Here is a 13,461-nt window from a genome sequence, read left to right on the forward strand (position 1 = left end):
GGGGGCCTACCCCTTCAGGAAGGCCAGCACCGCCAGCACGCGCCGGTTGGCCTCCGGCGACTGCTCTATCCCGAGCTTTCCGAAGATCGACGCGATGTGTTTGGCCACCGCGCTCTCGCTGATGTGCAGGCCTTGGGCGATGGCCGTGTTGGAGCGGCCCTCGGCCATCCGGGCAAGGACATCGTGCTCGCGCGGGGTCAGGGAATCGATACGGCCCCGCCTGCCGCTGCGGGTCAGGAGCTTGGCGACGACCTGGGGATCCATCACCGTGCCGCCGGCGGCGACCGTCCGCAGGGCGTCGATGAACTGGGCGGTGTGGGTGACCCGGTCCTTGAGCAGGTAGCCGACGGCGCCCTCACCGGAGGCGAGCAACTCGTGCGCGTAGAGCTGCTCGACGTACTGGGAGAGGATCAGGACGGGCAGGGCGGGACGGATGCGGCGGGCGGCCAGCGCCGCCTTCAGGCCCTCGTCGGTGTGGGTCGGAGGCAGGCGGATGTCGATGACCGCCACGTCCAGGTCCGTCACCGCCAGGGCCCGTTCCAGCGCGGGACCGTTGTCGACCGAGGCGACGACCTCGCAGCCGTGTTCGCGCAGGGTGCGGGTCAGGCCGTCGCGGAGGAGGAAGAGGTCTTCGGCGAGGACGACGCGCACGGGATCTCCAGGGTCACGATGGTCGGTCCGCCCGGCGGACTGTGCAGGGCGAGCGTGCCGTCGAAGGTACCCAACCGGCGCCGCACGCCCAGCAGTCCGGTCCCGGCGGCCGGGTCCGCGCCGCCGTGGCCGTCGTCGGTGACGTCGATGCGCAGGTTCTCGTCGGCGTGCGTGAGTGAGATGTCCACTCGGGTCGCGCCCGCGTGTTTGCCCGCGTTGGCGAGGAGTTCGGACACCGCGAAGTAGGCCGCCGACTCCACCGGCGCGGGGAGACGGGCCGGTGGCAGGCGTACGTCCACCTCGACGTCCAGGTGGCTGTCCAGAGCCAGGGAGCGGACCGCGTCGGCCAGGCCCCGGTCGGCCAGGACCGGGGGATGAATGCCGTGGACCAGGTCGCGCAGGTCCTGCAGGGCGCGTTCGGAGGTGGCGCGGACGTCGTGGAGGAGGGTGCGGGCGCCGTCGGGGTCGGTGACGAGCAGGCGGGTCGCCTCGTCCAGGGCGAGCCCCAGGGCGACCAGCCGTGCCTGGGCACCGTCGTGCAGGTCCCGCCCGATCCGGGTGAGTTCGGCCGCGTGCACGTCCAGGGCGGTGGCCCGGGTGTCGGTCAGACGGGCCACGCGCCGGGCCAGTTCGGTGGAGCGAGGCGCGGACAGCAGACGGCGGGTGAGGCGGGCGTGCAGCAGGGTCACGACCGGTGCCAGGCGCAGGCCCGCCGCCATGAGGACCAGGCCCAGCAGCAGGGCGGCCACCATCGTGGGCACGGAGGTGACGGGGACGAAGGCGTACCAGTTGTCCTCGCCCAGCCGCCGCCACACGAACGGCTGGACCAGCACGCCGAACGCCCCGTACTCGACCAGCGCGAGCGGCACCGTCACCACCAGGGCGCCCGTGTACGGCTCGAGCCAGGCCCAGCGCAGGTCGTGCCGGAAACCGTCGTCGGCGAGGATCGCGGCGCCGCGCCGGCGGGCCGTGGTACCGGCCGGGAGCGGGTCGGGCGGGCTGAGGGGGCGGCCGGTGCGGAGGGCGGCGCGGGCGCGGTAGCCGTCGGCCACGCGGCGCAGGACCGAAGCCGCCGCAGGCAGCAGCCGCAGGCCGAGTCCCAGCGGCAGCAGCACCAGGGCCCCGCCCACCAGCAGCCCGGCGCCCGACACCCGGAAAGCGGTCAGCCAGATGACCTGGCACCGGCCGAGCGCCACCCAGTGACCGGGCCAGGAGCGCCGAGCCACCTGCGTCCTCGCCGTCGTCATGCCCCGCCGCCGGTCGGTCGTGGCAGCCGGCCACGGCCGCTCCTGGCACGCCTACCGGACAACCCCGCCCCGTACACCTGTCTCACTCACCCCCGCAGTCGCCGGGATCGTAACAACCGGCTGCCGCCTGGACCGCCGCACCCACGGCACCGCCGCCACCGCGCATGCCGACCCGAACAGCACCATGGGCAGCGCCCTGCCGGTCTCCTCGTCCATGAACAGCAGCATTCCGAGGTTGACCAGGGCGTGGAAGCCACCGGCGAACAGCAGGCGGCGGCCTCCCGTCTCCCCTTCCAGGGCCAGGCCCAGGACGACGGACATGGCGACCGTGGCCAGCAGGAAGCCTGCCGCGTACGCCGGGCTCTGCGTCAGCACCTGGACGTGCCACAGGCCCCACACCGTCCCGACGGCCACCGACGCGGTGAGCGGACCGAAGCGGCGGCGCAGCAGGGGCTGCAGCAGGCAGCGCCAGCCGATCTCCTCGCCGCAGGCGCCGACGAGTTGGGCGAGGGCGATCACGAGGAAGGGGTGGTGCAGGGTGCGCGGGTCGGTGGTGTGGGCAGCGCCGGTGAGCAGGGCGTACGAGCCCGCCGACAGGAGGATCACCAAGGGCGGTGTGATGAGCAACGGCCACCGCCGGCAGGCCGCGCCTCCCGAGGTTCCGGCGAGCAGCCCCCGTGTCCAGGACGGCCACAGCAGGGCCACCGCGGCCACGCCCAGTGCCGGCCCGAACTGGGTGAGCTGAATGATCTCCTCGGGGATCCCCGTGGCCGGCTGCACCGCTCCCAGCGCTCCGGCCGCGACGAAGGCGATGGCCAGGTAGATCCCTGCCTGCGCTCTGTACGGCTGTCTGTTCTGCATGGCTACGACGATGCCGGGCGGCCGGCGCACGCGGACTGGACCTGCGTGCCGAATGCACCTGTACCTGGCTCCACCCCGTGGGGCGGCAGTGCGCGCGGTGCCCGGCAGGCGAGGGCGAACGGGATCGGGGCTGGCCTTGACGCCGACGTCAAGCAGTAGCGTCCCGTGTTCGTGATCAGGGACCTCGTCCTGAACCCCCGAGCGGAGCGGGAACGACATGAAATTCGCGATCTCCTACAGCACCCCCGTCCTCGGTGTGGATCCCGAACGGATCGCCGGCTTCGCCCGGCACGCCGAGGAGTGCGGCTTCGAGGCGCTCTATCTGCCCGAACACATCGCTCTCTATCCCGGCGCGCGGCTCGGCGCCATGACACTCCCGCCGTCGCTGCCCTACGGTGACCCGCTCGACTGTCTGAACTTCGCGGCCGCCGCCACGGACCGGATCCTCCTGGGGACCGGCGTCCTGCTGCTCCCCTACCACCACCCGGTGACGCTCGCCAAGCGCCTCGCGACCATCGACCTGCTGTCCGGAGGGCGGATGCGGCTCCTGACCGTGGGCATCGGCACCCTGCCGGGCGAGGCCCGGGCGGTCGGGGTCGACTTCCGCTCGCGGGGCCGTCGCGCCGACGAGGCGATCCAGGTACTGCGGCTGCTGTGGGCGGGAGACGGCGACGGCGTCGGTTTCGACGGGGAGTTCTTCTCGTTCGACAACCTGTGCAGCTTTCCCAAGCCCTTCGCGGACACCGTGCTTCCCGTCCATGTCGGCGGTTCCAGTCCGGCGGCCGCCCGCCGCGCCGGACGCCATGGCGACGGCTGGTTCCCGGGCGGCTCGCTCACCGAGGAGCAGCGGGCCGCCCAGCTGCGACTCGCCCGGTCGGCCGCTGCCGAGGCCGGCCGTGACCCGGCGGCCCTCGAGTACACGCGATGGGGGTCGATGGACATGTCCGCCGAACAGGTGGAGGAATTCGCCCGGCAGGGCGTGACCCGCATCGTGGTCAGTCCCCCTGCTCACGAACCGTCCCGTCAGCGAGAGGAGATGTCCGCGTTCGCCGACCGGTTCGGCCTCGCCCCCTGACAGGGCTCGGCAGGTCAACGCGTGGGGAGGTCCGCTGGGAGGGCGGACGGCCCGTGCCGCGAACCCGTCGGCTCGTGGCACGGACCGCCGGCGCCGCGGCGGATGCCGCGCGCCGCCTACCGGACCCGTACCGGTACCTGTCCCGGCACCGGGGCCAGGGCGTAACCGGCGGGCCGGGTCGTGAAGGTGCCCCGGCCCTGGGTGCGGCTGCGCAACCGCGTCGCGTAGCCGAACAGTTCCGCCAGCGGCACGGTCGCGGTCACCGCGGCCGTGCCGCCGCGGGTCTCCGAGCCGCTGACGCGCCCGCGCCGGGCGGCCAGGTCCCCGAGGACCCCGCCGACCGCGTCGTCCGGCACGGTGACCGTCACCTCGGCGACCGGTTCCAGCAGGGCCGTCGGGCAGGCGCGCAGGGCCTCGCGGAGACCGAGCCGGCCCGCGGTGCGGAAGGCCGTGTCGGAGGAGTCCTTCACATGCGTGGAGCCGTCGGTGAGCGTGACCCGCAGGCCGGTCACCGGGTGACCGCCGAGGGGGCCCTCGGCGAGGGCGTCACGGCATCCGGCCTCGACCGCGCGCACGTACTCCTGCGGCACCCGCCCGCCGGTCACGGCGGACCGGAACGCGAAGCCGGTGACGCCCGCTTCGGGACCGAGCGGTTCCACGTCGAGCACGACATGGGCGAACTGCCCGGCCCCGCCGTCCTGTTTGACGTGCCGGAACACGAACCCGCGCACGGCGCCGACGACGGTCTCGCGGTAGGCGACCCCGGGACGGCCGACGGTGACGTCCGGTCCCCCGTCACGGCGGATCTTCTCCACCGCGACCTCCAGGTGGAGTTCGCCCATCCCGGACAGCACGGTCTGCCCGGTCTCGGCGTCGGTGCGCACCACCAGTGAGGGGTCCTCCTCCGCGAGCCGTGCCAGCGCCGTCGCCAGCCGGCCGGTGTCCGCACCGCGCCGTGCCTCGACCGCCACGGACACCACGGGCTCGGCGGCCACGGTGGGTTCGAGGAACAGGGGGGCGGCGGGATCGCACAGCGTGGAGCCGGCCCGGGCCGACTTCACGCCCGCGAGCGCGACGATGTCACCGGCGACCGCCCGGTCGAGCTGGGCGTGCCGGTCCGCCATGACGCGCAGGATCCGCGCCACGCGCTCGGTGCGTCCGGTGCCCGGGTCCCGCACGGTGTCCCCTTTCTCGATCGTGCCCGCGTAGACGCGCACGTAGGTCAGTCGTCCGGTGGCGCTCGCGTTCACCTTGAACACGAGCCCCGCGAACGGTGCTTCGGGATCGGCGGCCCGTGACTGCTCGGCGCCCTCGTGGACACCGCGCACGGCGGGCACGTCGAGCGGCGACGGCAGGTAGGCCACCACCGCGTCCAGCAGCGGTTCGATGCCGCGGTTGCGGTAGGCGGAGCCGCACAGGACGACCACGCCGTCCCCGCTGCGGGTGAGGTCGCGCAGGGTGGCGGCGAGGGTCGCGGCGGAGAGCGTCTCCCGCCGGCAGAACTCCTCCAGGGCGGCCGGGTGCAGTTCGGCCACGGCTTCCTCCAGTGCCCGGCGCCGCCGCGCCGCCTCCTGCCGCAGTTCCTCCGGCACCGGCCCCGCCAGGGCCGTACCGTCGCCGTCCGCCCAGACCAGGGAGCGCATCCGTACCAAATCCACCACTCCCCTGAACCCGTCCTCCGCCCCGATCGGCAACTGGACGACGAGCGGGGCCGGGTGCAGGCGATCGCGGATCGAGTCGACGGCCCGGTCGAGGTCCGCGCCCGCGCGGTCCAGCTTGTTGACGAAGGCGATCCTGGGTACGCCGTGCCGGTCGGCCTGCCGCCACACCGACTCGCTCTGCGGCTCGACCCCGGCGACGGCGTCGAACACGGCGATCGCCCCGTCGAGGACGCGCAGCGAACGTTCGACCTCGTCGGCGAAGTCGACGTGGCCGGGGGTGTCGATGAGGTTGACGCGGTGGCCGTCCCACGCGCAGCTCACCGCGGCGGCGAAGATCGTGATGCCGCGGTCGCGTTCCTGCGGGTCGAAGTCGGTGACGGTGGTGCCGTCGTGCACCTCGCCCCGCTTGTGGGTGGTGCCCGTCGCGTACAGGATCCGCTCGGTGACGGTGGTCTTGCCGGCGTCGACGTGGGCGAGGATGCCGAGGTTGCGGACGGCGGCGAGGGTGGTGAGGTCGGTGCGCACGGCCCGGTGCCTTTCGGGAAGGGGCTCTGGAGAAGGGCAGCGCGATGTCCCGTGCGCCGGGTGGAGCTGACGGCACGGCGGCGGCCGGGCGTGTGCCGGGCGGGCGGCCGGGGTGTCAGCGGGGCGTCACGGGCATCCGGTGCCGGCCGCGCAGCGGGCACCGGACGGACGAGGACACGAGGATCACCTCGGTCCGCGAAGGGGGAACGACGACGGCGGTACGGTCACGCACGGCCTGGCTCCCCTCGGTCCTCATACCTCGTGAAGCGCGCCGCGGTGGTGTCGCTGCGGCGCGCGATGCATGAGCGAGTGTAGGAAAAGGAATCAGGCGGCGAGTACCGATTTTTTCGCCCGGCGTCATGTGTCAACGGGCGCTCTCCGAGGGACGATTCCCGCGTCCGGTTCCGGCGGCCACCGCTATCCGACGGCCGATTCCAGTGCCCGGGCGAGTCGGCGAAGCCATTGCTGTGCCGTCCCGCGCACCCAGGGGTGCTTGCGCCGGAAGCCGTCCCAGTCCACGTCCCGGCGCAGCAGCGCGGCCGGGCAAAGGACGTTCTGCTCGACGGGCGCCGTGCCACGGAACACCGAGCGCAGCAGGCGGAGCGGCAGCGCTGTGCCCTCCGCCTCGGCGAGGAGCACCGCGTCGTACAGGTCCTTGCCCTGCGCCCGGCCGCCGTCCTGGCTGTCGGTGTGCAGCCACAGCAGCTTCCACGCCAGGGACAGTTCGCGGCTCGCGGTCCGTACCGCTGTGGGAGGTCCGCCGTCGCCGCGCGGCACGAGGGTCCACACCGGTGGCTCGGGGAGCCGTTCGTCCCGGGCGAAGTCCAGTCGCACCTCGCCGGGCGGCAGGCCCTGCGCGTGCCAGGGTATGAGCAGCCGTACTCCTGGCGTGGCGTAGTACGCGTACGTCCACGTGCCGTCGACGCGGGCGCTCCCCGCGTCCAGGAACACACCGGGGGCGGCGTACGGGCGCCGGGTCACGCGTTCGAGCAGGTCCAGGTACGGGGGGCTGGTCTCCACGGCGTCGTCGTCGTACAGCCAGTGCAGTCCTTCGGGCGGGCACGCCGGCCGCAGGCCTGCGGTGTCGAACTCCTCGTACCCCCACATCTCGTACCGCGCGGCGCCGTCGGCCGCCTCGGGCCACTGCTGCACCGTGTCGATCCGGTCGAGGTACGGATACGGGTCCAGGGCATCGACGCCTACGGCGTGTTCCAGGACCACCCAGTCGAGGTCGGCCGGCTCGCGCGCCGCGTCCCCCACCCACGCCGGCATGACCATGCTGCCGCGCAGCACCAGGCTCCCGCTCCAGGGAGCGTCCGCGACGAGGGCCAGCACATGATCCAGAGCCGCGCGCCGGACCGCCGCCGGCCCCTCGCCGCGCGCGTCGGTCTCCGCGCGGACGGTCTCGTCCGGCTCACTGTCGCCCCGCTGTGCGTTCACGGGGCAGACCGTAGCGTTCACCACTGACAGGGGCGGGGCGGACGCGGCTGGTCCCACACGAAGAACCCCATGGCCGCGGCCATGGGGTTCTCACTGGTGTCCGAGGGGGGACTTGAACCCCCACGCCCGATAAAGGGCACTAGCACCTCAAGCTAGCGCGTCTGCCATTCCGCCACCCGGACTAGGTGTCTGCCGCCCGGCCGGGGTGTTCCCCGCGGCGACGAGACAACAATACCAAGGTTTCGGAGTGCGTTTCACCTGCGTATCCGTCCGCCGGGCAGTGCCCCGGGAGCCCCGGCCACGGGATCGGCGACTGTATGCAGTCGGCGAGATCCCGCGTACGGTGCGTGAGGATCATGGCGGGAAACGGATCACGGCATGAGCTGGTACTCCGGGAAGTTCCCGGGCGGCCGCTCCCCCGCCGGACCCCGGGTGACGGCCCGCACCAGCAGTTCGCCGCCGACGAAGGCGCCGCGCCAGGAGGCGCCGAACCCGCCGAACAGCTCCTCCCGGTCACCTCGGGAGCGCGGCACGCCATGGCCGGTCTTGAAGGCGCGGATCTGCGGGGCGAGCCGGTCGTAGGTGGCCCGGTCGTCGGTGGCGAGGGTGGCCACCAGCGCGCCGTTGGAGGCGTTCATGGCGGCCAGCAGTTCGGCCTCGGTGTCGACCAGGACGATCGTGTCGACCGGGCCGAAGGGTTCCGCGTGGTGCAGCGGCGAGGAGGGCGGCGGGTTCAGGAGGGTGACGGGGTGGACGTACGCGGAGGTGTCCTGTCCGGGCAGGAAACGCGCCTGGTCGGGCCGGCCGCGGTGCAGGGGTACGGCGCCCCGGTCGATCGCCTCGGCGACCTGGTCGGTGAGTTCCTTGGCCTTGGCCGCGTTGATCAGCGGCCCGAAGTCCAGGTCGGGGAGCGGGTCGGACGGGTCCGTGACGGCGAGCGGGTGGCCGACGCGGACGGCCCGTACGGCCGGCAGGTAGGCGGCCAGGAACGCGTCGAACAGGGAGCGCTGCACGACGAAGCGCGGGTAGGCGGTGCAGCGCTGCTTGCCGTAGTCGAAGAGCTTGGGGATCAGCGCGGTCAGCCGCGGCCAGTCGGAGAAGTCCCAGATGCCCCAGGTGTTGAGCCCCTCCTGTTCCAGGATGTGCCGTTTGCCGACGTCGGCGACGGCGGTGGCGACGGCGGCGCCGGTGTCGCGGCCTCCGACGAAGGAGACGCAGCCGATCTCCGGCGCCCGGACCAGCGCCTGGTTCAGCTCGCCGCCGCTGCCGCCGACCAGGGTGAGGGGCACTCCCTCGCGGGCCGCCAGCGCCGCGGCGAGGGTGAGGCACGCCACACCGCCGTCGGTCGGGGTCTTGGCGATGACCGCGTTGCCGGCCAGGGCCTGCACGAGGACGGCGTGCACGAGGACGCTCATCGGGTAGTTCCAGCTGGCGATGTTGGAGACGGGTCCGTCCAGCGGGGCCCGGCCGGCGAGCATGGGTTCGATGCCGTCGACGTACCAGCGGACGCCGTCGATCGCCCGGTCCACGTCCGCGCGGGCCAGCCGCCAGGGCTTGCCGATCTCCCAGACGAGCAGCAGGGCGAGCAGGTCGCGGTGCTCGGCCAGTGCGTCCAGGGTGGCGGCGACGCGGGCCCGCCGTTCGGGTAGGGGCACGTGCCGCCAGGCGCGGTGCTGGTCGAGGGCGGCGCGTACGGCGCGCTGGGCGGTGGCGCCGTCCAGGCGGGGGGCGCCGGCGATCGGGGTGCCGTCGACCGGGGTGGTCGCCGGCAGTGTCCGCCCGTCGGGCCGCCAGGCGGCGTCCCAGAGGTTGAGGACGCGGTCGTCCCGGAAGGCCTCGGGTGCGGCGGTGCGGCAACGCCGCCAGGCGTCGGCGTAGGAGGTGCCGGGTTTCAGGAGCGCCGGGGGTACGGGGTCCGCGGGCTCGGGGGCGGGGGTGAGGGTGGGTGCCATACGTCGTCTCCGCTCTCGCTGCACGGTCGGGGCGGGTGTGGTCAGCCGTTCTCGCTGCACGGTCGGGGCGGGTGTGGTCAGCCGTCCGTCGGTCCTGGTGTGGTCAGCCGTCCGTCGGTCGGGGCCGGTCGCTGCCGAGGCACTCCAGGACCAGGCGGGCCGTCTCGCTCGGTGTACGGCCGACCCGGACCCCCGCGGCCTCCAGCGCCTCCTGCTTGGCCCGGGCGGTGCCGGCGGAGCCGGAGACGATGGCGCCGGCGTGGCCCATGGTCCGGCCCTCGGGTGCGGTGAAGCCGGCGATGTAGCCGACGACGGGCTTGGTGACGTGGTCGCGGATGTAGGCGGCGGCGCGCTCCTCCGCGTCGCCGCCGATCTCCCCGATGAGGACGACGAGTTCGGTGTCGGGGTCGTCCTGGAAGGCGGCCAGGCAGTCGATGTGGCTGGTGCCGACGACGGGGTCGCCGCCGATGCCGACACAGGTGGAGAAGCCGATGTCCCGCAGCTCGTACATGAGTTGGTAGGTGAGGGTGCCCGACTTCGAGACCAGTCCGATGCGGCCGGGCTTGGTGATGTCGGCGGGGATGATGCCCGCGTCGGACTGGCCGGGGGTGATCAGGCCGGGGCAGTTCGGGCCGATGATCCGGGTGCCCCGGTGCCGTGCGTACGCGGTGAAGGTGACGGTGTCGTGGACCGGTATGCCCTCGGTGATGACGACGGCGAGGGGGATGCCTGCGTCGGCGGCCTCGGTCACGGCGGCCTTGACGAAGGCCGGCGGGACGAAGACGACCGTGACATCCGCACCGGTGGACCGCATGCCGTCGGCGACCGACCCGAAGACGGGGACCACCTGCCCGTCGAAGTCGACGCTCTGCCCGGCCTTGCGCGGGTTGACCCCGCCGACGACGTTCGTGCCGGCCGCGAGCATACGCCGGGTGTGCTTCATGCCCTCGCCGCCGGTCATGCCCTGCACGAGGACCTTGCTCTCCTTGGTCAGATAGATCGCCATGTCCCGGCTCCCTGCGCTGTGTGGGCGAGTTCGGCGGCCCGGCGGGCGGCGCCGTCCATCGTGGTGACCTGTTCGATCAGCGGGTGCGCGCGGTCGCCGAGGATCGCGCGCCCGCGGGCGGCGTTGTTGCCGTCGAGGCGGACGACCAGTGGCTTGGTCAGCCGGATACGGTCGACCGCCGCCACGATCCCGTCGGCGACCGCGTCGCATGCGGTGATCCCGCCGAAGACGTTGACGAAGACGGAGTGCACGGCCGGGTCGGCGAGGATCACCGACAGTCCGTCGGCCATGACCTGGGCCGAGGCCCCGCCGCCGATGTCGAGGAAGTTCGCGGGTCGGGCGCCGCAGCCGGCGACCACGTCCAGGGTCGACATGACCAGGCCCGCGCCGTTGCCGATGATCCCGACCTCGCCGTCGAGCTTGACGTAGTTGAGTCCGCGCTCGGCGGCCATCGCCTCCAGCGGATCGGGGTGCTCCTCGTCAGCGGCGCCCCAACGGGCCTGCCGGAAGCGGGCGTTGTCGTCCAGGGTGACCTTGCCGTCGAGGGCGAGGATGTGCCCCTGGGTGGTGCGCACCAGCGGATTGACCTCGACGAGCAGCGCGTCCTCGCGGACCAGTACCTGCCACAGCCGCACCAGGACGTCGGCGGTCTGCGCCGGCAGCCCGGCGGCGTTCGCGATCTGCCCCGCCTTGGCGGAGGTGACGCCCTCGGCCCGGTCGACGGGGATCCGCGCCACCGCTTCCGGCCGGGTCGCGGCCACCTCCTCGATCTCCATGCCGCCCTGCGCGGAGGCGATGGCGAGGAAGCCGCCGGCCGCGCGGTCCAGGACGTAGGAGACGTAGAACTCCTCGGCGATGTCGACGGGTTGGGCGAGCATCACCGTGCCGACCGGGTGCCCCTTGATGTCCATACCGAGGATCTGGCGCGCCGTCAGCTCCGCGGCGGCGGGGTCGGCGGCGAGCTTGACCCCGCCCGCCTTGCCCCGCCCGCCCGTCTTCACCTGTGCCTTGACCACGACCCGGCCGCCGAGCCGGCGGGCGATCTCGCGGGCCTCCTTGGGCGAGTCGGTGACCTCCGCCCGCGGCACCGGGATGCCGTGTTCCTCGAAGAGTTGCCTTGCCTGGTGTTCGTACAGGTCCATTCCGGCTCCTGTCTGCGAGGTCGTCGCCCGCCCCCGGGGCATTCGTCGTGGCCGAACTCGGGTGACCGAAAAGTGCGTACGCCCCCTGGACACCAACCACGGGATGCGGGATAACAAGCTTCATACAGTATTCGTCGACTGTATGCAATCTACTGCATACAGTGCCCTGCGAGCCGCCCAAACCCCTACGAAAGGGACAGGACTTCGCCATGCCCGACGACACCCAGGACGTCATCTCCGGTGGTCATCTCGTTGCCAAGGCGCTGAAGGCCGAGGGGGTCGACCGCATCTACACCCTGTGCGGCGGCCACATCATCGACATCTACGACGGCTGCGTCGACGAGGGCATAGAGGTCGTCGACGTGCGCCACGAGCAGGTCGCCGCACACGCCGCCGACGGCTACGCCCGCATCACCGGAAAGCCGGGCTGCGCGGTGGTCACCGCCGGACCCGGCACGACCGACGCCGTCACCGGGGTCGCCAACGCCTTCCGCGCGGAGTCCCCGATGCTGCTCATCGGCGGCCAAGGAGCCCTGACCCAGCACAAGATGGGCTCCCTGCAGGACCTGCCGCACGTCGACATGATGACGCCGATCACCAAGTTCGCGGCGACGGTGCCGGACACGGCCCGCGCGGCCGACATGGTGTCGATGGCCTTCCGCGAGTGCTATCACGGAGCGCCCGGCCCCGCCTTCCTGGAGATCCCCCGGGATGTCCTCGACGCCAAGGTGCCGCGCACCAAGGCCCGCGTCCCGAAGACCGGCGCCTACCGCGCCTCCACCCGCTCCGCCGGCGACCCGGAGGCGGTCGAGAAGCTCGCCGACCTGCTGGTGCACGCCGAGAAGCCCGCGATCCTGCTGGGCAGCCAGGTGTGGACGACCCGGGGCACCGAGGCCGCGATCGAGCTGGTGCGCGCCCTCAACATCCCGGCGTACATGAACGGCGCCGGCCGCGGCACCCTCCCGCCCGGGGACCCGCACCACTTCCAGCTCTCCCGCCGCTACGCGTTCTCGAACGCCGACGTCATCGTGATCGTCGGCACGCCCTTCGACTTCCGCATGGGCTACGGCAAGCGCCTCTCCCCCGACGCCACGGTCGTCCAGATCGACCTCGACTACCGCACCGTCGGCAAGAACCGCGACATCGACCTCGGCATCGTCGGCGACGCCGGCCTGGTGCTGAAGTCGGTGACCGAGGCCGCCTCCGGACGCGTCAACGGGGGTGCGTCCCGGCGCAAGGAATGGCTGGACGAACTGCGCGCGGCCGAGCAGACCGCGCTCGAGAAGCGGTTGCCGCAGCTGCGCTCCGACGCCTCGCCCATCCACCCCTACCGGCTGGTCAGCGAGATCAACGACTTCCTCACCGAGGACTCGATCTACATCGGCGACGGCGGCGACATCGTCACCTTCTCCGGGCAGGTCGTACAGCCCAAGAGCCCCGGTCACTGGATGGACCCGGGTCCCCTCGGCACCCTCGGCGTCGGCGTCCCCTTCGTGCTCGCCGCCAAGCAGGCACGCCCGGACAAGGAGGTCGTCGCCCTCTTCGGCGACGGCGCCTTCTCCCTCACCGGCTGGGACTTCGAGACCCTCGTCCGCTACGACCTGCCGTTCGTCGGCATCGTCGGCAACAACTCCTCCATGAACCAGATCCGTTACGGCCAGGCCGCCAAGTACGGCAAGGAACGCGAACGGATCGGCAACACCCTCGGCGACGTGGCGTACGACAAGTTCGCGCAGCTGCTGGGCGGTCACGGCGAGGAGGTCCGCGACCCCGCCGACATCGGCCCCGCCCTGCGCCGGGCCCGCGAGTCCGGCAAGCCGTCGCTGATCAACGTCTGGGTCGACCCGGACGCCTACGCCCCCGGAACCATGAACCAGACCATGTACAAGTGAGGTGGCCCG

At 72.7% G+C, this 13,461-nt stretch carries 10 protein-coding genes and 1 tRNA gene; 2 read left to right on the forward strand and 9 right to left on the reverse strand.

Going from position 1 to position 13,461, the window contains the following annotated elements:
- Window positions 1-6: 6 nt before the first annotated feature.
- The 3 genes from ACGFRF_RS05020 to ACGFRF_RS05030 form a co-directional block, all read right to left on the reverse strand.
- Complete coding sequence (locus ACGFRF_RS05020; RefSeq protein WP_393737205.1) at window positions 7-651, reverse strand: LuxR C-terminal-related transcriptional regulator; 645 nt, start codon at window positions 649-651, stop codon at window positions 7-9.
- On the reverse strand, window positions 603-1,877 hold the full coding sequence (locus ACGFRF_RS05025) for a histidine kinase (protein WP_393737206.1): 1,275 nt from the start codon (window positions 1,875-1,877) through the stop codon (window positions 603-605). The genes ACGFRF_RS05020 and ACGFRF_RS05025 overlap by 49 nt, the downstream gene beginning before the upstream one ends.
- 72 nt (window positions 1,878-1,949) lie before the next feature.
- Window positions 1,950-2,759 carry a CPBP family intramembrane glutamic endopeptidase gene (locus tag ACGFRF_RS05030; RefSeq protein WP_393737207.1) on the reverse strand — a complete coding sequence of 270 codons (810 nt, stop codon included), beginning with the start codon at window positions 2,757-2,759 and terminating at the stop codon, window positions 1,950-1,952.
- Window positions 2,760-2,976: 217 nt separating this feature from the next.
- Between ACGFRF_RS05030 and ACGFRF_RS05035 the strand changes: the two genes are divergently transcribed.
- On the forward strand, window positions 2,977-3,834 hold the full coding sequence (locus tag ACGFRF_RS05035) for an LLM class F420-dependent oxidoreductase (RefSeq protein WP_393737208.1): 858 nt from the start codon (window positions 2,977-2,979) through the stop codon (window positions 3,832-3,834).
- Window positions 3,835-3,950: 116 nt separating this feature from the next.
- Here ACGFRF_RS05035 and fusA read toward each other — a convergent pair whose 3' ends face one another.
- From fusA to sucC, 6 genes are all read right to left on the reverse strand, one after another.
- Window positions 3,951-6,020, reverse strand: coding sequence for an elongation factor G (gene fusA, locus ACGFRF_RS05040; protein ID WP_393737209.1), 2,070 nt, complete (start codon window positions 6,018-6,020; stop codon window positions 3,951-3,953).
- Between the two features lie 417 nt (window positions 6,021-6,437).
- On the reverse strand, window positions 6,438-7,460 hold the full coding sequence (locus ACGFRF_RS05045) for a nucleotidyl transferase AbiEii/AbiGii toxin family protein (protein ID WP_393737210.1): 1,023 nt from the start codon (window positions 7,458-7,460) through the stop codon (window positions 6,438-6,440).
- 94 nt (window positions 7,461-7,554) lie between these two features.
- Window positions 7,555-7,642 (reverse strand) — tRNA-Leu (locus ACGFRF_RS05050).
- Between the two features lie 189 nt (window positions 7,643-7,831).
- Window positions 7,832-9,412, reverse strand: a complete 1,581-nt coding sequence (locus ACGFRF_RS05055; protein ID WP_393737211.1) for an aldehyde dehydrogenase family protein — start codon at window positions 9,410-9,412, stop codon at window positions 7,832-7,834.
- 103 nt (window positions 9,413-9,515) lie between these two features.
- A complete protein-coding gene (sucD, locus tag ACGFRF_RS05060; protein ID WP_393737212.1) occupies window positions 9,516-10,418 on the reverse strand; it encodes a succinate--CoA ligase subunit alpha in 903 nt (300 codons plus the stop codon).
- Complete coding sequence (sucC, locus tag ACGFRF_RS05065; RefSeq protein WP_393737213.1) at window positions 10,403-11,560, reverse strand: ADP-forming succinate--CoA ligase subunit beta; 1,158 nt, start codon at window positions 11,558-11,560, stop codon at window positions 10,403-10,405. The genes sucD and sucC overlap by 16 nt, the downstream gene beginning before the upstream one ends.
- Before the next feature lie 209 nt (window positions 11,561-11,769).
- On the opposite strand from sucC, the gene ACGFRF_RS05070 reads away from it, so the two are divergent.
- On the forward strand, window positions 11,770-13,452 hold the full coding sequence (locus tag ACGFRF_RS05070; protein WP_393737214.1) for a thiamine pyrophosphate-binding protein: 1,683 nt from the start codon (window positions 11,770-11,772) through the stop codon (window positions 13,450-13,452).
- Window positions 13,453-13,461: the final 9 nt, after the last annotated feature.

The sequence above is a fragment of the Streptomyces sp. NPDC048521 genome (assembly GCF_043199855.1).
Lineage (GTDB): Bacteria > Actinomycetota > Actinomycetes > Streptomycetales > Streptomycetaceae > Streptomyces.

Bases quoted from the DNA above. Each gene is read 5' to 3' on its own strand.
- ACGFRF_RS05030 (WP_393737207.1), bottom strand. From the start codon at position 2,759: ATGCAGAACAGACAGCCGTACAGAGCGCAGGCAGGGATCTACCTGGCC.
- sucC (WP_393737213.1), bottom strand. From the start codon at position 11,560: ATGGACCTGTACGAACACCAGGCAAGGCAACTCTTCGAGGAACACGGC.
- sucD (WP_393737212.1), bottom strand. From the start codon at position 10,418: ATGGCGATCTATCTGACCAAGGAGAGCAAGGTCCTCGTGCAGGGCATG.
- ACGFRF_RS05035 (WP_393737208.1), top strand. From the start codon at position 2,977: ATGAAATTCGCGATCTCCTACAGCACCCCCGTCCTCGGTGTGGATCCC.
- ACGFRF_RS05055 (WP_393737211.1), bottom strand. From the start codon at position 9,412: ATGGCACCCACCCTCACCCCCGCCCCCGAGCCCGCGGACCCCGTACCC.
- ACGFRF_RS05070 (WP_393737214.1), top strand. From the start codon at position 11,770: ATGCCCGACGACACCCAGGACGTCATCTCCGGTGGTCATCTCGTTGCC.